Source organism: Pseudomonas gingeri, assembly GCF_013386165.1.
Lineage (GTDB): Bacteria > Pseudomonadota > Gammaproteobacteria > Pseudomonadales > Pseudomonadaceae > Aquipseudomonas > Aquipseudomonas gingeri_C.
The window spans coordinates 367,852-384,968 of sequence record NZ_JACAOS010000018.1 but is presented as its reverse complement, the minus strand read 5'-3'; the positions used below and the strand labels follow the sequence as shown (position 1 = coordinate 384,968).

Annotated in this window: 15 protein-coding genes; 7 read left to right on the top strand and 8 right to left on the bottom strand. The window is 62.0% G+C overall.

The genetic code is table 11. The features are described from left to right. Positions 1 to 53 precede the first annotated feature (53 nt). Positions 54 to 3,005 (top strand): HD-GYP domain-containing protein, encoded by a 2,952-nt coding sequence (locus tag HX866_RS23430; RefSeq protein WP_177140481.1) that lies wholly within the window; start codon positions 54 to 56, stop codon positions 3,003 to 3,005. Between the two features lie 6 nt (positions 3,006 to 3,011). Here HX866_RS23430 and HX866_RS23425 read toward each other — a convergent pair whose 3' ends face one another. Continuing rightward, the gene (locus HX866_RS23425; RefSeq protein ID WP_177094967.1) at positions 3,012 to 3,494 is read right to left on the bottom strand and encodes a GAF domain-containing protein; all 483 of its coding nucleotides are present in this window, start codon (positions 3,492 to 3,494) and stop codon (positions 3,012 to 3,014) included. Next, on the bottom strand, positions 3,491 to 4,381 hold the full coding sequence (locus HX866_RS23420; protein WP_177105579.1) for an ATP-binding protein: 891 nt from the start codon (positions 4,379 to 4,381) through the stop codon (positions 3,491 to 3,493). The genes HX866_RS23425 and HX866_RS23420 overlap by 4 nt, the downstream gene beginning before the upstream one ends. Positions 4,382 to 4,548: 167 nt before the next feature. Here HX866_RS23420 and HX866_RS23415 point away from each other — a divergent pair, with 167 nt between their 5' ends. Continuing rightward, positions 4,549 to 6,864: a hybrid sensor histidine kinase/response regulator gene (locus HX866_RS23415; protein ID WP_177094964.1), complete on the top strand. Its 2,316-nt coding sequence runs from the start codon at positions 4,549 to 4,551 to the stop codon at positions 6,862 to 6,864. Here HX866_RS23415 and HX866_RS23410 read toward each other — a convergent pair. From HX866_RS23410 to msrB, 3 genes are all read right to left on the bottom strand, one after another. Continuing rightward, positions 6,851 to 7,309, bottom strand: coding sequence for a MarR family winged helix-turn-helix transcriptional regulator (locus tag HX866_RS23410; RefSeq protein ID WP_177094962.1), 459 nt, complete (start codon positions 7,307 to 7,309; stop codon positions 6,851 to 6,853). The genes HX866_RS23415 and HX866_RS23410 overlap by 14 nt on opposite strands. Continuing rightward, entirely contained in the window at positions 7,306 to 7,791 is a 486-nt protein-coding gene (locus HX866_RS23405; protein ID WP_177094960.1) for a glutathione peroxidase, read from the bottom strand. The genes HX866_RS23410 and HX866_RS23405 overlap by 4 nt, the downstream gene beginning before the upstream one ends. A gap of 161 nt (positions 7,792 to 7,952) precedes the next feature. Then, on the bottom strand, positions 7,953 to 8,348 hold the full coding sequence (gene msrB / locus HX866_RS23400) for a peptide-methionine (R)-S-oxide reductase MsrB (protein ID WP_177094958.1): 396 nt from the start codon (positions 8,346 to 8,348) through the stop codon (positions 7,953 to 7,955). 226 nt (positions 8,349 to 8,574) lie between these two features. Here msrB and HX866_RS23395 point away from each other — a divergent pair, with 226 nt between their 5' ends. Then, positions 8,575 to 9,786 carry a pyridoxal phosphate-dependent aminotransferase gene (locus tag HX866_RS23395; RefSeq protein WP_177095326.1) on the top strand — a complete coding sequence of 404 codons (1,212 nt, stop codon included), beginning with the start codon at positions 8,575 to 8,577 and terminating at the stop codon, positions 9,784 to 9,786. A gap of 316 nt (positions 9,787 to 10,102) precedes the next feature. Then, positions 10,103 to 10,990 (top strand): protease HtpX, encoded by an 888-nt coding sequence (htpX, locus tag HX866_RS23390; RefSeq protein ID WP_100940613.1) that lies wholly within the window; start codon positions 10,103 to 10,105, stop codon positions 10,988 to 10,990. Between the two features lie 57 nt (positions 10,991 to 11,047). Here the strand turns inward: htpX and HX866_RS23385 are convergent, their stop codons facing one another. After that, positions 11,048 to 11,707 (bottom strand): thiopurine S-methyltransferase, encoded by a 660-nt coding sequence (locus HX866_RS23385; protein WP_177094956.1) that lies wholly within the window; start codon positions 11,705 to 11,707, stop codon positions 11,048 to 11,050. Between the two features lie 109 nt (positions 11,708 to 11,816). On the opposite strand from HX866_RS23385, the gene HX866_RS23380 reads away from it, so the two are divergent. Continuing rightward, complete coding sequence (locus HX866_RS23380) at positions 11,817 to 12,584, top strand: DODA-type extradiol aromatic ring-opening family dioxygenase (RefSeq protein ID WP_177094954.1); 768 nt, start codon at positions 11,817 to 11,819, stop codon at positions 12,582 to 12,584. Between the two features lie 205 nt (positions 12,585 to 12,789). Here HX866_RS23380 and HX866_RS23375 read toward each other — a convergent pair whose 3' ends face one another. After that, a complete protein-coding gene (locus HX866_RS23375; RefSeq protein WP_177094952.1) occupies positions 12,790 to 14,463 on the bottom strand; it encodes a DEAD/DEAH box helicase in 1,674 nt (557 codons plus the stop codon). Between the two features lie 418 nt (positions 14,464 to 14,881). After that, complete coding sequence (prmB, locus tag HX866_RS23370; RefSeq protein WP_177140480.1) at positions 14,882 to 15,790, bottom strand: 50S ribosomal protein L3 N(5)-glutamine methyltransferase; 909 nt, start codon at positions 15,788 to 15,790, stop codon at positions 14,882 to 14,884. 220 nt (positions 15,791 to 16,010) lie between these two features. Here prmB and HX866_RS23365 point away from each other — a divergent pair, with 220 nt between their 5' ends. After that, positions 16,011 to 16,604 (top strand): cysteine hydrolase family protein, encoded by a 594-nt coding sequence (locus tag HX866_RS23365; protein WP_177094948.1) that lies wholly within the window; start codon positions 16,011 to 16,013, stop codon positions 16,602 to 16,604. A gap of 138 nt (positions 16,605 to 16,742) precedes the next feature. Beyond that, positions 16,743 to 17,063, top strand: coding sequence for a hypothetical protein (locus tag HX866_RS23360; protein WP_177125749.1), 321 nt, complete (start codon positions 16,743 to 16,745; stop codon positions 17,061 to 17,063). Positions 17,064 to 17,117: the final 54 nt, after the last annotated feature.

Below are 17,117 nucleotides of genomic sequence, written 5' to 3'. Positions count from 1 at the left end.
CATTGGCTATCCTTGGGCGCTGAGCACGGCCCCATCACCCAGGGAGATCAGCGATGCCCCGTCCCATGCAACGCGAAAGACGCCGGCTGGCGCTGCACGTGCACATCAGCATCCTGTTCACCTGCCTGCTGCTGTTGACCGGGACCCTGCTGGGGCTGTTCAACTATCGGCAAACCACCCAGATCATTCTTTCCAGCAGCGAAAAGCTCTTCGGCAGGGTCCGGGACGATGTGCAGCTTGATCTGCAGAACACCTACCAGCCGATTCGCCATCTGCTGAGCCTGCTGGCCATCGACGAACGCACCCAGGCCCTGGCACTCGAGCAACGGCTGGCACTGCTCAAGCCCTTTACCCAGGCCCTGAACGACAACCCGAACCTGGCCTCGCTTTACCTCGGTTATGCCGATGGCGACTTCTTCATGGTCCGGCCGCTGCGCGACAGCGCCCTGCGCGCCTATTTCAAGGCGCCGGAGAATGCCGCCTTCCAGGTCTGGAGCATCGAGCGTGAGCCCGGGAGCCAAGCGGTCAAATCCGAATCGCTGTTCTACGACGCGGCCTTGCAACTGATCAGCCGCCAGGACAATCATCGCGAAGCCTACGATCCCCGCGTGCGCTCCTGGTTCAACACCGCCCTGAATGGCAGCGACCAGATCACCACCGCGCCCTACCTGTTTTTCTCCACCCACAATGTCGGCACCACCCTCGCCCGGCGCAGCAGCGCGAACGTGGTGATCGCCGCCGACCTGACCCTGGCGGACCTTTCCGCGACCCTGGACAGACACAAGGTCACGCCTTCGACTGAAATCGTCCTGTTCGATGAAAATGCCAATGCCGTGGCCTACCCCGACTACGCCCGACTGGTCGGCAACAGCAGCGACGCACGCCTGCCCCGGGTCCAGGACCTGAGCCCGATCCTGCGGCGCTTCATGGAGCCGGACAGCAGCACCGAGCATCACCTGAGCAGCGCGAACCGGCAATGGATAGTCGCCCGTACGCAACTCGCCGAAGGCGGTCCAAAAGGCCTGCAACTGGCCCTGCTGGTGCCGGAAGACGAACTTCTGGCGGACGCCTACCGGATCCGCTGGCAAGGCGCGCTGATCACCCTGGCGACCCTGCTGCTGTGCCTGCCCCTGGGCTGGCTGACGTCCAGACTGTTGGTCAAGCCGTTGCACGCCCTGGTGCAGGAGGCCGATGCGATTCGCAGCTTCAACTTCAACCACCCGCAGACACCGCGCTCTCCGGTGCTGGAAGTCGACCGGCTGGCGACCTCGATGACCCGCATGAAACAGACCCTGGCGAGCTTCTTCGAAATCGCCTCCAGCCTTTCGGCGCAAACCCGCTTCGATCCGCTGTTGCAGCGGGTGCTGGAGGAAACGCTGAAAATCGCCCAGGCCCGGGCCGGCCTGATCTACCTGCTGGACAACGATAGCCGCCAGTTGGAAGCCCATGCCCTGATCATCGATGGCGTCCCTCACGATCCCCGGCACTTCGATATCCACAGCGCCACCGAGGCTGACGAACAGCGCCCGGACTGGCTCAAGACCCTTGACCAGCAGGATAACGTGGTCGCCACCCTCGGCTTCGAGCAGGCGGCCGACCTGCAAAAAGTGATGCTCGCCCTGGAGAGTCCACGGATTCACCTGATCGGTATCCGCCTGCACAACCGCCACGGCGAAACCGTCGGCGTACTCGCCCTGCTGCTGCCCGACAGCGGCACCGAGGCCGATATGGAGAACCTGCAGCCGGACCGCATCGCCTTTATCAGCGCTATTTCCGGCACCGCGGCCGCCTGTATCGAGAGCCAGCGCCTGCAAGCCCGACAAAAGCAACTGCTGGACGCCTTCATCCAGTTATTGGCCGGTGCCATCGATGCCAAGAGTCCTTACACCGGCGGCCACTGCCAACGTGTGCCGGTGCTGACGCTGATGATCGCCGAGGCCGCCGCCGCCAGCCAGGCACCGGCGTTCAAGGGCTACCAACCCACCGAAGACGAATGGGAGGCGCTGCACGTCGCCGCCTGGCTGCATGACTGCGGCAAGGTCACCACCCCCGAATACGTGGTCGACAAGGCCACCAAGCTGGAAACCCTGTACGACCGCATTCACGAAATACGCACCCGCTTTGAAGTGCTCAAGCGCGATGCCTGGGTCGACTATTGGCAAGGACTGGCACAGGGTGGCGACGAACCGGCCTTGAGCCGGGTGCGTGACGCCAGCCTTGCGGCCCTGGATGAGGACTTTGCCTTTGTCGCCCGCTGCAACCTTGGCAGCGAAGCCATGGCCGACGCCGACCTTGATCGCCTGCGGCACATTGCCCAACGCACCTGGACCCGAACCCTGGATGACCGCCTCGGGGTTTCCTGGGAGGAAAACCATCGCCAGGAACGCCAACCGGCTTCGCCCCTGCCGGCCATTGAAAGGCTTCTGGCGGACAAGCCCGAGCACCTGTTCGAACGTAACGCAGCAGAACTGATCCCCGCCGACAACCGCTGGGGTTTTCAGCTGGACGTGCCGCCCTACAAGTTCAACCGGGGCGAGTTGTACAACCTGGGCATTACCCGCGGGACACTGACCCGCGAAGAACGCTACATCATCAACCATCACATGGTGCAAACCATCCTGATGCTCGATCAACTGCCGTTTCCCGGGCACCTGGCCAACGTGCCGGAGATCGCCGGCGGTCACCACGAGAAAATGGACGGTACCGGTTACCCCAAGCGCCTGAAGCGCGAAGAGATGAGCCTGCCGGCGCGGATGATGGCGATTGCCGATATCTTCGAGGCCCTGACTGCTGCCGATCGCCCGTACAAAAAGGGCAAGACCCTGAGCGAAGCGCTGGGCATCATGGCTGGCATGTGCCGCGACGCCCATATCGATCCGGAACTGTTCCAGCTGTTTATCCGCGAGGAAATCTACTTGGAGTACGCCCGACAACACGTCCTGCCCCAGCAGATCGACACGGTGGATGCCGCGTCGCTGCTGGAAAAGGCCGGACTGGAGGCCTGAGTCGCCTCAGCAGTCGGTCAGGCGCAGGAAGATCGCCGCCAGGTGCTCGATACCGGCCTGGTCTTCAAGGCTGAAGCGCGCTAGACGCGGGCTGTCCAGGTCGAGCACGCCGATCAGGCGGCCGTCCTTGACCAATGGCACCACCAGCTCGCTGTTCGAGGCGCTGTCGCAGGCGATATGCCCGGCAAACGCATGCACGTCTTCGACCCGCTGGGTTTCCCGGGTCGCCGCGGCGGTCCCGCAGACACCCCGGCCGAAGGGGATGCGCACGCAGGCAATCTGACCCTGGAACGGCCCGAGCACCAGTTCCTCATTGCGATTGAGGTAGAAACCGGCCCAGTTCAGGTCATCCAGCTGGTTGAACAGGAAGGCCGAGAACTGCGCGGCATTGGCGATGAAATCGCGCTCGTCCGCCAGCAGCGACTCCAACTGCGCGTGCAGCAGGCGGTAGCCATCCAGGCCGCTACCGGCGCTCTGTAAATCGATCATGGTGCTTGCTCCAGCAACTTCAAACCCACCCAATAGCGGGCAAACTGATAGGCGCAACGTCCGTTGCGATTGCCGCGCCCGGTCGCCCAGCGAACCGCCAGGATGTCCAGTGCCTCGTCACGCTGCCAGGTCAGGCCGGCCTTGAGCGCCAGCTCGCCGATCCAGTGCTCGACCACGCTGAGGAAGTGCTCCTGGGTAAAGGGGTAGAACGACAGCCACAGGCCGAAACGGTCGGACAGGGCGATCTTGTCCTCCACCGCTTCACTGGGATGCAGCTCGCCGTCGACGCGTTTCCAGTTTTCGTTGTCGCTCTCTTTCTCCGGCACCAGGTGCCGGCGGTTCGAGGTGGCGTAGAGCAGGACGTTGTCCGGGGCCTGTTCGAGGGAGCCGTCGAGCACACTCTTGAGTACCCGGTAGTCGCCTTCGCCCGCCTCGAAGGACAGGTCATCGCAAAACAGCACGAAACGCTGGGGCAGCTTTTGCAACTGCTCCACCACCCGTGGCAGGTCCGCCAGGTGATCGCGCTCGATCTCGATCAGGCGCAACCCACCCTTGGCATGTTCGGCGAGCAAGGCGCGCACCAGCGAAGACTTGCCGGTGCCCCGAGAACCCCAGAGCAAGGCATGGTTGGCAGGCAGGCCGTCGAGGAACTGCCGGGTGTTGCGCGCCAGCTGCTCGCGTTGCTTGTCGACGCCGATCAGGTCGGACAAACGCATGTCCAGGCTGACCTCCAGCGGCAACAGATAACCGCTGCGCCCTTCGCGCTGCCAACGGGCCGCCAGGCAGCCGTTCCAGTCTATGGCCTGGCGCGGTGCCGGCAACAAGGGTTCGAGACGGGCGAGCACGGCATCGGCACGCTCAAGAAAGGCATTCAATCGAGAATCCACGACGTTTCCTCAGGCAAGTTCATACGATGATGTCGCGTGGGCGCCCTCAGGCGCCTGCAAGCTCTGGCAGACTGCACACCGCGTATGTCGAATCCCCCACTGCCGGTGCACCCATCGGATCAGCTATGCTTGCCGGGCGAAGGGAAAGGAAAGTGGTACACCACCCCATGGATATAAAATTCACCCACCGCTTGTCCTACAAACAAGCCCGGTTGACGGTGCTGGTCGGCTTCATTCTGGGAACACTGCTCAGTCTGCTGCAAATCGGCATCGATTATGCCAGCGAAAGCGCCTCGATCAACCGTGAAATCCTTTCCTTGCTGGAAATCAGCCACAACCCGGCGTCGAGGATCGCCTACAACATCGACGCCGAACTGGCGCAGGAACTGGCCTTGGGCCTGCTGCATTCTCCGGCGGTACTGCGTGCGCAGTTGATCGACAACAACCATATGGTCCTGACCAGCGTCGAGCGACCGCGCCAGGAGGGTAGCTATCGGATGATCAGCGACTGGCTGTTCGGCGCTGATCGCAGCTTCGAGGACCGGCTGTATCTCAGCCATTTGCCAGACGAATCCCTGGGCATCCTGCACCTTGATATCGACACTTACACCTTCGGCATCCGTTTCCTGCATCGGGCCGAGATCACCTTGCTCAATGGGTTTGCTCGCAGCCTGATCCTCACCGTGATCCTGCTGGTGCTGTTCTATACGATGCTGACCAAGCCCCTGGTGCGGGTGATTGAAGCCCTGAGCAGCAACATCCCGGGCCAGAAACAGGCACGACTGGCGTTCCCGCCTGGCCACGAACAGGATGAAATCGGCGTCTTGGTAAAAGTCGCCAACCGGCAATTCGAAAACATGAGCACCGAGATCCAGCAACGGCGCAGCGCTGAAAACCGCCTGACCGACTACCTGGGGCAGTTGGAAAACATCGTCTCGGCACGCACCACCGAACTCAAGGCCAGTAATGCACGCCTGAGCCAGTCCAACGAAGAACTGGAAGTGGCACGCCGCACGGCCCTCGACATGGCCCATGCACGCTCGGCGTTCCTGGCCAACATGAGCCATGAAATCCGTACGCCCCTGAACGGGCTGCTGGGGATGATCGCCCTGTCCCTGGACAGCCAGTTGAACGCCGAGCAACGCCAGCAATTGTCGATTGCCCACGACTCCGGCAAGGTCCTGGTGGAACTGCTCAACGATATCCTCGACCTGTCGAAATTCGACGCCGGGCAACTGGAACTGGAGCGCATCCCCTTCGACCTCGGTGCGCTGATCGAGGACACCGCCAACCTGCTCTCGCAGAACGCCGCCCCCAGCGTCGAACTGGCCTGCCTGATCGACCCGCAATTCCCGGCCCTGGTGCTGGGCGACCCGACGCGGGTGCGGCAGATCGTCAGCAACCTGCTGTCGAACGCGCTGAAGTTCACCCGCTTCGGCCGGGTCGATGTGCGCCTGAGCGCCCGCAACAACGGCGTGCGCATCGAAATCTGCGACACCGGCATCGGCATCGCCCAGGAGGCCCAGGCCAAGATCTTCCAGCCCTTCACCCAGGCTGGTGCCGGCATCACCCGCCAGTTCGGCGGCACCGGCCTGGGGCTGACCCTGACCTATAACCTGTGCGAAGCCATGAAAGGCAGCCTGAGCATCAGCTCCGAAGTCGGCTTCGGCAGCCAGTTCTGCGCCGAACTGCCGTTACCCGGACACACACCGGCCGCAACGCCCAGACGCCTCACCGGCAAGGTCATCGCCGTGACATCCAGCACCAGCGGCCTGAGCGAACTGCTCAGCCACCAGCTTCCGGTCTGGGGCCTGGACTACCAGCGCTACGGACTGGACGACAGCCTGGCCGGCGTCCATCCCGACCTGCTGATCACCGACTGCCCCGAATGCCTGTTCGGGCTGCGGCCGGCCATCACCGCACCGATCCTGCTGGTCACCGCCTATGGCAACTTCATGCCCAGCGAGCAGGCCAGCGCCCTCGCCCCGCTGCAACAGCAGGCCCGGCCACTGGCACGCAACGCGCTGTATCAGACGCTGGCGCGCATTCTGCTGCCCGACGACCCCGCCGAACTCAACGTGCAGCCCCAGAACAACCAGCCGCTACGTCGGGCCCGCATCCTGTTGGTGGAGGACAATCCAGTCAATCAACTGGTCGCCAAGGGCATGCTCGGCAAGCTCGGCTGCGAAGTGACGGTCGCCGCCCATGGCGGCGAAGCGCTGAACCAGCTGGAACAGCAAGTGTTCGACCTGGTGCTGATGGATTGCAACATGCCGGTCATGGACGGTTACGAAGCCAGCCGGCAGATCCGTCGCAGCGGGCGCTGGCCGAACCTGCCGATCGTGGCGCTGACGGCCAACGCCATGCCCGAGGAGCGTGAGCGCTGCCGGGCGGCGGGCATGAGCGACTACCTGGCCAAGCCCTTCCGCCGTGAAGAGCTGATCGCCCTGCTGGAGTTGTGGGTTCCCGCTACAGCGGCTTGAGCTGTGCCAGCAGTTGGTCGAGGCCGTCGCGCAGTTCATCCAGCCGGGTCAGATCGACACCACTGTCACAGAGCAGGCGGGTCTTGATCGGCAATACCTGCGCGCGCAGGGCCACGCCAGCGGGACTCAGGCTCAGGTGAACTTCGCGCTCATCCAGGGCCGAACGGCGCCGCTGCACCAACGCCATCTGTTCAAGGCGCTTGAGCAGCGGCGTCAGCGTCCCCGAGTCCAGCAGCAGGCGCTCACCCAGGGCCTTGACCGTCGGTTGCGCCGTTGGAGTCCCATGCCACTCCCACAGCACCAGCATCGCCAGGTACTGCGGATAGGTCAGGCCCAACTGCTCGAGCATCGGCTTGTAGCCCCGAATCACCGCCCGTGACGCGGCATACAGCTTGAAGCAGAGCTGGTTGTCGAGGCTCAGCAAATCGCCGGACAGGTCATTCATTTAAGCAGGGCTTCGATCTCGCGGGTGAGGTTCTCGGGCTTGGTGGTGGGCGCAAAACGCTTCACCAGACGACCGTCCTTGCCGATCAGGAACTTGGTGAAGTTCCACTTGATGCCCTGGGACCAGAGCAACCCCGGCGCACGCTTCTTCAACTGGACGAACAGCGGATGGGCCTCGTCGCCGTTGACATCGATCTTCTTGAACAGCGGGAAGCTGACGCCGTAGTTCAGTTCGCAGAACTCGGAAATCGCGCCTTCGTTGCCCGGCTCCTGCTTGCCGAATTGATTGCAGGGGAAACCGAGCACCACCAGTCCCTGGTCCTTGTAGGACTGCCAGAGCTGCTCGAGCCCTTTGTACTGCGGGGTAAAACCGCACTTGCTGGCGGTATTGACCACCAGGATCGCCTTGCCGGCGAAGTCGCCCAGGGTCTTTTGCTCGCCCTTGATGGTGGTGCAAGGGATGTTCAGCAGGTTATCGCTCATGACAGTTCCTCCAATGAATGTCGAACAAGATAGCGGGCAATTGAATTGCACACAATTCAATTGCCCGAATTGATGGCCGCCTATAAGTTGCGACCACACAGCCCCCCCCCAGCCGGCCTTCGCGCGGCCCCGGAATTGCGGGACAGCGCGCAGAACCGTGATCAGTCGCGGGGCACCAGATCCAGGCACACGGAGTTGATGCAGTAGCGCAAACCGGTCGGCGGCGGGCCGTCGGGAAAGACGTGACCCAGGTGCGCGTCGCATTTGCCGCAGACCACTTCGGTGCGGATCATGCCGTGGCTGACATCGCGGATCTCGACCATCGCGCTGTCGCCGATGGGCTGGTAAAAGCTCGGCCAGCCGCAGCCGGAGTCGAACTTGGCACGGGAATCGAACAGCGGCTCATTGCAGCAGATGCAATGATAGACCCCGTCGGTTTTGGTGCCATTGTATTTGCCCGAAAACGGCCGTTCTGTGCCTTTGAGCCGGCACACGTTGTACTGCTCCGGGTCGAGCATGGCACGCCATTCTTCCAGGGTCTTTTCCAACTTTTCCATCGTTATACCTCGGCGGCTGAAAAACCCCGATCTGTACCTTTTCCACGGATCGGGCGGCACGTATGATTGCGCCTCGTCAAACGCCAGTCTGGCACCCGCGTCCGACGCATTCAAACGGATTTTCCAAGCCGGCGGCCGGGGACCATGGGACGAGGTGAAAACGCAGTATTGCCATAGCGGCCTCGACGAGACCGTCTGGATCGTCCATTTTCAGGATCACATCGCCATGCAGGTCAGCAAATCGAACAAGCTCGCCAACGTCTGCTACGACATTCGCGGCCCAGTGCTCAAGCACGCCAAACGCCTGGAAGAGGAAGGCCACCGCATCCTCAAGCTGAACATCGGCAACCCGGCGCCCTTCGGTTTTGAAGCCCCGGACGAAATCCTCCTGGACGTGATCCGCAACCTGCCGACCGCACAGGGCTACAGTGACTCCAAGGGCCTGTACAGCGCCCGCAAGGCGGTCATGCAGTACTACCAGCAGAAGCAGGTCGAAGGTGTCGGCATCGAAGACATCTACCTGGGTAATGGCGTCTCCGAACTGATCGTGATGTCCATGCAGGCCCTGCTCAACAATGGCGACGAAGTGCTGATCCCGGCGCCGGACTACCCGCTGTGGACCGCCGCGGTGGCCCTGGCCGGCGGTAGCCCGGTGCACTACCTGTGCGACGAGCAGGCCAACTGGTGGCCGGACCTGGCCGACATCAAGGCCAAGATCACCCCCAATACCAAGGCCATGGTGATCATCAACCCGAACAATCCGACCGGTTCGGTGTATTCGAAGGAAGTCCTGCTGGGCATGCTGGAGCTGGCGCGCCAGCACAACCTCGTGGTCTTTTCCGACGAGATCTACGACAAGATCCTCTACGACGACGCCATCCACGTCTGCACCGCCTCGCTGGCGCCGGACCTGTTGTGCCTGACCTTCAACGGCCTGTCCAAGTCCTACCGGGTCGCGGGTTTCCGTTCCGGCTGGGTAGCGATCTCTGGCCCCAAGCAGAACGCCCAGAGCTACATCGAAGGCATCGACATCCTGGCCAACATGCGCCTGTGCGCCAACGTGCCGGCCCAGCACGCCATCCAGACCGCCCTGGGCGGCTACCAGAGCATCAACGACCTGGTGCTGCCGCAAGGTCGCCTGCTGGAACAGCGCAACCGCACCTGGGAGTTGCTCAACGACATTCCCGGTGTCAGCTGCGTGAAGCCCATGGGTGCGCTCTACGCCTTCCCGCGGATCGACCCGAAAGTCTGCCCGATCCTCAACGACGAGAAGTTCGTCCTCGACCTGCTGATCTCGGAAAAGCTCCTGGTGGTCCAGGGCACCGCGTTCAACTGGCCATGGCCCGATCACTTCCGCGTCGTCACCCTGCCACGGGTGGATGACCTGGAACAGGCCATCGGGCGCATCGGCTCGTTCCTGAAAACCTACCGCCAGTAATTTCCTACAACTTCCTGCGACTCATCCGCGAGTCGCAGGAAAGCGCTTTCCCCCCATTTCTTTTTGTATGTCTTTGCGTCAGCATGCCGCCGACCAGGGAACCCCTCTTGCTGCGAGCGCATACCCCGGTTTCAAAGGGGCTTGCCGCATTGCGATGCCTCGGAAATCCAGGTTCTTCATTAGGAAATGACTGGCAAGCGACTAGAATCAAGCTGTAGGACACAGTTTGAAATAGTCACCTGGTTGAATCGCTCGGAGCAGCACCTTATATACCCCGCATGACGCTACATCTTTAGCTGAGGAGAAACTTTCAACCATGATGCGCATCCTGCTGTTCTTGGCCACTAACCTGGCGGTCGTGCTGATTGCCAGCATCACCCTGAGCCTTTTCGGCTTCAACGGGTTCATGGCGGCCAACGGGGTTGATCTCAACCTCAATCAGCTGCTGGTCTTCTGTGCGGTCTTTGGTTTCGCGGGCTCCCTGTTCTCGCTGTTCATCTCCAAGTGGATGGCGAAGATGAGCACCGGCACCCAGCTCATCACCCAACCTCGTACCCGCCATGAGCAATGGCTGCTGCAAACCGTCGAGCAACTGTCCCGCGACGCCGGCATCAAGATGCCCGAAGTGGGTATCTTCCCGGCCTACGAGGCGAACGCCTTCGCCACCGGCTGGAACAAGAACGACGCCCTGGTCGCGGTCAGCCAAGGTCTGCTGGAGCGATTCTCGCCCGATGAAGTGAAGGCCGTGCTGGCCCACGAGATCGGCCACGTGGCCAATGGCGACATGGTTACCCTGGCACTGGTACAAGGCGTGGTGAACACCTTCGTGATGTTCTTCGCGCGAATCATCGGCAACTTCGTCGACAAGGTCATCTTCAAGAATGAAGAAGGCCAGGGCATCGCCTACTACGTGGCGACCATCTTCGCCGAACTGGTCCTGGGCTTCCTGGCCAGTGCCATCGTCATGTGGTTCTCGCGCAAGCGCGAATTCCGTGCCGACGAAGCCGGCGCCAGCCTGGCCGGTACCGCCGCCATGATCGGCGCCCTGCAACGCCTGCGCTCCGAACAGGGCCTGCCGGTGCATATGCCGGACACCCTGAATGCCTTTGGCATCAACGGCGGCCTGAAACAGGGCCTGGCGAAGATGTTCATGAGCCACCCACCGCTGGAAGAGCGTATCGAAGCCCTGCGTCGACGTGGCTGATAGACCTCACAACCCAGTGACAAAGAGGGCAACGAAAGTTGCCCTTTTTTTTGCACGCTACAGGATCTTCTCCAGTCGATAAACCCGCTCATCGAGGCGCGTGACACCGGCCTGGAGGAACTTCCAGCTCTCGCCGAGCACATCCTGCTCCTCCTCCATCTGAAGCTGCCACAGCGGCTCCAGCAAGCGCCGGACCTCACCGTCAAGCACGGCGAACGGCGGCCCGTCGAGCTGGGCCTGGTCGTAATCGAGGGTGATCAGCAGTCCCTGGGTACCGAGCGGTAGTATCCGACTCAAATGCGCCGTGTACTGCTCGCGCATCGGCGGCGGCAGGGCGATCAAGGCCGCCCGGTCATACAACCCTGCGCAGTCGGCAACGTCTGCGGCCGCCAGGGCGAAGAAATCCCCACACCACAGCTCCAGCGGACCGGCCTCGTAGATCATGAACGCGCCTTGCTGACGTATCAGCGGCTTGAGCTGCTGCTCGGCAAAAAACGCCTCCACGGCCTTCTCCGACAACTCCACGCCCAGGACCCGCAGGCCTTGCGCCGCCAGCCACGCCAGATCGAGGCTCTTGCCACACAGGGGCACCAGCACCCGGGCGTCTACCGGCAGCGCAAGATCGGGCCAGAAACGCTGCAAATGGGGATTGACCTGCTCCAGGTGAAAGCCGATCTGGTTGTGTTCCCAACGCTTGTGCCAAAATTCCGGTTGCATAGGTTCACCCTGAAAATTCGATCAAAAAGCACTAAAACTTATATTAGATTTAGATCAATGATCTGATTGAAGATGGCGTCATCATAACTTGACGCTCAGGACTTTCATTATGCTCCCCAGCCTGTTCATCTCCCACGGCTCGCCCATGCTGGCCCTGGATCCCGGCGCCAGCGGCCCGGCCCTGGCCCGTCTGGCGGCCGAACTGCCGCGACCGAAGGCCATCGTCATCGTCTCGGCCCATTGGGAAAGCCAGGACCTGCGGGTCAGCAGCAACCCGCAGCCGGAAACCTGGCACGACTTCGGTGGTTTCCCACGGGAACTGTTCGCCGTGCAATACCCGGCGCCCGGCGAACCGAAGCTGGCCGCCGAGATTGTCGCCCTGCTCGAGGCCGACGGCCTGACCGCGCGCCTCGACGAGCAGCGCCCATTCGACCATGGTGTCTGGGTACCGCTGTCGCTGATGTACCCGCAAGCCGATATCCCGGTGGTCCAGGTGTCCTTGCCAAGCCGCATGGGCCCGGCCTTGCAGACCCGCATCGGGCAGGTCCTCGCCGGCCTGCGGGAACGGGACATCCTGCTGATCGGCTCCGGCAGCATCACCCATAACCTCGGCGAACTGGATTGGCATGCCGGCCCCAACAGCATCGAGCCTTGGGCCAAGGCCTTTCGCGACTGGATGGTGGACAAACTCGCCGCCGATGACGAAGCCGCCCTCCACGACTACCGCAAGCAGGCGCCCTACGCCGTGCGCAGCCACCCGAGTGACGAGCACCTGCTTCCGTTGTATTTCGCCCGTGGCGCCGGCGGCCAGATGAGCCTCGCTCACCAGGGCTTCACCCTGGGCGCGCTGGGCATGGACATCTACCGCTTCGCCTGATGTCCTAATATCACCCACGCCCCCTCCTGTAGGAGCGAGCTTGCTCGCGATAAACGCCCAGGCACCGCGGAGTGTCAGATAGCCTCGCGTTATCGTTGGCGACCATCGCGAGCAAGCTCGCTCCTACAGGGAAGGCGTTCGACAGGCAAAAAAAATCCCCGCACCAGGCGGGGATTTTTTATCGATCAATCAACCCGGGGGTTGATCAATCTTCGCGGTAGCGACGCAGCTTGAGCTGCTTGCCAGCCACACGAGTGTCCTTCAGCTTGGTCAGCAGACGCTCCAGACCATCTTCCGGCAGTTCCACCAGGCTGAAGCTGTCACGCACCTGGATGCGACCGATCGCTTCACGGGCCAGGCCACCTTCGTTGAGGATGGCACCCAGCAGGTTCTTGGCGGCGATACCGTCACGCGCACCCAGCGCGGTACGGCAGCGGGCACGACCTTCAGCCAATGGCACCGGTGCACGACGCTCACGATCGCTACGCTCAGGACGGTCACCGGAACGCTCCGGACGATCGCCACGTGGCGCATTGTTCGGCACCAGCGGACGCTCTTTCTCGATCGCCGCCAGGGTCAGCGCCTGGCCATTGGTGGCCTTGCGCAGCAGGGCCGCGGCCAGGGCACGCGGGCTGCAACCGATATCGGCGGTCAGGCGATCCAGCAGGTCACCATGGGTCGATTCAGCATCAGCAACCAGCGGCGACAGGCTGTTGGTCAGTTTCTTGATGCGCGCATCGAGAACAGCCTGGGCGTCCGGCAGGCGGACTTCGGCAACTTTCTGACCGGTTACACGCTCGATCACCTGCAGCATGCGGCGCTCACGAGGCGTCACCAGCAACAAGGCACGACCTTCGCGACCGGCACGGCCAGTACGGCCGATACGGTGAACGTAGGACTCAGGATCGTACGGCATGTCGACGTTGAACACGTGAGTGATGCGCGGAACGTCCAGGCCACGAGCAGCAACGTCGGTCGCTACAACGATGTCCAGACGGCCATCCTTGAGGGAGTCGATGACGCGCTCACGCTGGTTCTGGGCGATGTCACCGTTCAGCGCAGCAGCTTTATAGCCTTTGGCTTCCAGGGCACTGGCCAGGTCCAGGGTCGCTTGCTTGGTGCGCACGAACATGATCAGTGCGTCGAAATCCTCGACTTCCAGCAGGCTCAGCACAGCCGAGGTCTTCTGGTCGGCGTGAACCAACAGGTGAGCCTGTTCGATCGCGGTAACGGTCTGGGTCTTGGTCTGGATCTTGACGTGCTGTGGCTCGCGCAGATGGCGCTCGGCAATGGCACGGATCGACTGCGGCAGGGTTGCCGAGAACAAAACGGTCTGACGGGTTGCCGGCAAGGCCTTGAAGATGACTTCCAGGTCATCCATGAAGCCGAGCTTGAGCATTTCGTCCGCTTCATCGAGAACCAGGTGGTTCACGGTGGCGAGGACTTTTTCGTCACGACGCAGGTGGTCGCACAGACGGCCCGGCGTGGCGACAACGATCTGTGCGCCATTACGGATTGCTTTCAGTTGCGGGCCCATGGGCGCGCCGCCGTAAACGGCCACAACGGTAACGCCCGGCATTTGCTTGGCGTAGGTTTCGAAAGCGGTTGCTACTTGCAACGCCAACTCACGGGTTGGCGCCAGGATCAGGGCTTGCGGTTCGCGCTTAGCAGGATCGATGCGATGCAGGATCGGCAGGGCGAACGCAGCGGTTTTACCCGTACCGGTTTGCGCCTGGCCAATCATGTCGTGGCCGGCCATGATGATCGGGATCGATTGCTGCTGGATAGCCGAAGGCTCTTCGTAGCCAGTCGCGATGACGGCTGCAAGAATATTCGGATTAAGATTAAAAGCGGCGAAGCCGCCGATTTCCTGGGTCATGGGTCTGCCTCTAAGTGCATCCGCAAAGACCCATGCTCCAAAGCTGCGCATGCCTTGTAAGACTCTGAGAGTCACCCTGGCAGCTTTGTCGGCGGGGATTTGCGAAAACGATTGAATGAAGGAATCGTCAAGGATAGTCCGCATGGCGGACAGCAGCCGAAGCTGACTTCGGGAAATTGCATTACCTAAACGCGGCCCGGTTAAAGGCCGGCGCGCACTATACCGGAATTGGCGAAAAAAGGGAGATTTATTTATCTGAAAAAGTCGCTGCACGCCTCTCTATGGCGGGCTTTACAGATAATCGACCGAGGACCTGCATCTTGCCCACCTTGCCGGGTGGGGCTGGCGACTTAAACGGTTCACTCGTCGGAATGTGCCCGTACCGCCAGCGCGCAACGCAAGCCCCTGGTGTTTGCCTTCAGATCTTCGCGACAAACGACGCCTGATGCACCCGGCACTGCTCGGCCGTGAGCATGAACACGCCGTGACCGCCGCGCTCGAAGTCCAGCCAGGCGAAGTCCACCTCGGGGTACAACGCCTCGACATGCACCTGGCTGTTGCCGACTTCGACAATCAGCAAGCCCTTCTCGGTCAGATGGTCCGCCGCCTCGGCCAGCATCCGCCGTACCAGGTTCAGGCCGTCGTCACCGCAGGCCAGGCCCAGTTCGGGTTCGTGCTGGTATTCCTCCGGCATGTCGGCAAAGTCCTCGGCATCCACATAAGGAGGATTGGAGACGATCAGGTCGAAACGCTGGCCGGGCAGACCGTCGAAACCATCGCCCTGGACCGTGAACACCCGCTCATCGACACCATGACGCTCGATATTCTGGTTGGCCACTTCCAATGCTTCGAAAGACAGGTCGGCCAATACCACTTCAGCCTGCTGGAACTCATAGGCACAGGCGATCCCGATACAGCCGGAGCCGGTGCACAGATCGAGGATCCGCGCCGGCTCATTCGCCAGCCAGGGAGCGAAGTGGCCTTCAATCAATTCGCCAATCGGCGAGCGCGGAATCAGTACCCGCTCATCGACGATAAACGACATGCCACAGAACCAGGCCTCACCCAGCAGGTAGGCGGTGGGCACGCGGTCTTCGATGCGGCGCTTGAGCAAATGCTGCAAGCGGCTCAGCTCGTCGTCTTCCAGGCGGCAGTCGAGGTAGCTGTCGGCGATTTCCCAAGGCAGGTGCAAGGCCCCCAGCACCAACTGACGCGCCTCGTCCCAGGCATTGTCGGTGCCATGACCGAAAAACAGATCCGCGCCATGAAAGCGACTGACAGCCCAACGAATATGGTCGCGCAGCGTGCGCAGGCGGGAATTGATCACGGGGGAAGGCTCCTGAAAAAACGACGGGCGATTCTAACAGTCAAACCGGCACCGGGTGAAAATAAGGCAAAAAGACATCACTGCCCAGCATTTCGGGCCCCGACAAACAATCCTTGACACGGCTACAGCCCAATAACGACGCCGCCTGCACGGGTTGCGATTCACATACGCGCTCAGCCGGAGGAGAATGCGGTAAAAGCCCCACTCAAAGGAGCCCCGAATGTCCGTTCCAAAGACGATGTTTCAACTCAGCGGCCGTGGTTATGCTGCCGCCAATCTGAGCCATGCCAGCCTGTTGATCATCGACGCCCAGAAAGAATATCTCAGCGGCCCGCTTGCCCTGTCCGGCATGGACGCTGCCGTCGACAATATCAAGCAATTGGTTGCCGCCGCCCGCCAGGCCGGAAGGCCCATCGTGCACATCCGCCACCTGGGCACCGTCGGCGGTCTGTTCGACCCCCAGGGCGAACGCGGCGAGTTCATTCCCGGGCTGGAACCCCAGGGTGACGAAACCCTGATCGGCAAGCTGCTGCCCAGCGCCTTTCACGGCACCGGCCTTGAGAAACACCTGCAGGAGCTCGGCTCCCTGGACCTGATCGTCTGCGGCTTCATGAGTCACTCCAGCGTCAGCACCACGGTGCGCGCGGCCAAGAACCTGGGCTTTCGCTGCACCCTGGTGGAAGATGCCTGCGCGACCCGCGACCTGCCCTACAAAGATGAAATCATCAGCGCCGCCCAGGTCCAGCGCACCGAGATGGCGATCATGGCGGACAACTTCGCCACCCTCGCCCTGACCCAGCACCTGATCGGCTGACGCCGTCGATGGGCGGCCCTGGCGACCGCCCATCCATTAACGCGATCAATTGCGTCTCATTTTCCGATTTCCCGGACACATCAGGAACAAGCCGACCATCTCCCGGTCGAAGGGCCGATACTCATAGAGGAAATCGGAATGAAGATATCCGATGGTTTTGACGCTCGCCGCTTGCGGCCACGAGGCCGAAGCACCTGGGGCTCGCGTTTGAGCGCGGCGATTGCGGCGCTGTTGGCAACCTTCGGGGTGTTGCTGGTCATGGCCGGTGCGGCCAGCCTGCTCGGCCATGCACCGGCCCTGGGGGATTTGAATGCCACGCCGGGCGGTTCGGCGGTGGTCCTGGGCGTGGGCGTGCTGACGCTCTGGTTCGGGGTCTGGTTGTGGCGCCGCAGCCGTCGTCGGATGCGCCGTGGCCAAGGGCTGGACATCGCCCCCCACTTGATGAAAAAGCACGACTGATCAAGCACCTGCGCGCAATCGACTGTGACGACAACCGGGGGACTTGGGTAAACT

Coding starts and splice junctions, on each gene's coding strand:
- HX866_RS23430 (WP_177140481.1), top strand. CDS start 54: ATGCCCCGTCCCATGCAACGCGAAAGACGCCGGCTGGCGCTGCACGTG.
- HX866_RS23425 (WP_177094967.1), bottom strand. CDS start 3,494: ATGATCGATTTACAGAGCGCCGGTAGCGGCCTGGATGGCTACCGCCTG.
- HX866_RS23415 (WP_177094964.1), top strand. CDS start 4,549: ATGGATATAAAATTCACCCACCGCTTGTCCTACAAACAAGCCCGGTTG.
- HX866_RS23410 (WP_177094962.1), bottom strand. CDS start 7,309: ATGAATGACCTGTCCGGCGATTTGCTGAGCCTCGACAACCAGCTCTGC.
- HX866_RS23405 (WP_177094960.1), bottom strand. CDS start 7,791: ATGAGCGATAACCTGCTGAACATCCCTTGCACCACCATCAAGGGCGAG.
- msrB (WP_177094958.1), bottom strand. CDS start 8,348: ATGGAAAAGTTGGAAAAGACCCTGGAAGAATGGCGTGCCATGCTCGAC.
- HX866_RS23395 (WP_177095326.1), top strand. CDS start 8,575: ATGCAGGTCAGCAAATCGAACAAGCTCGCCAACGTCTGCTACGACATT.
- htpX (WP_100940613.1), top strand. CDS start 10,103: ATGATGCGCATCCTGCTGTTCTTGGCCACTAACCTGGCGGTCGTGCTG.
- HX866_RS23385 (WP_177094956.1), bottom strand. CDS start 11,707: ATGCAACCGGAATTTTGGCACAAGCGTTGGGAACACAACCAGATCGGC.
- HX866_RS23380 (WP_177094954.1), top strand. CDS start 11,817: ATGCTCCCCAGCCTGTTCATCTCCCACGGCTCGCCCATGCTGGCCCTG.
- HX866_RS23375 (WP_177094952.1), bottom strand. CDS start 14,463: ATGACCCAGGAAATCGGCGGCTTCGCCGCTTTTAATCTTAATCCGAAT.
- HX866_RS23365 (WP_177094948.1), top strand. CDS start 16,011: ATGTCCGTTCCAAAGACGATGTTTCAACTCAGCGGCCGTGGTTATGCT.
- HX866_RS23360 (WP_177125749.1), top strand. CDS start 16,743: ATGAAGATATCCGATGGTTTTGACGCTCGCCGCTTGCGGCCACGAGGC.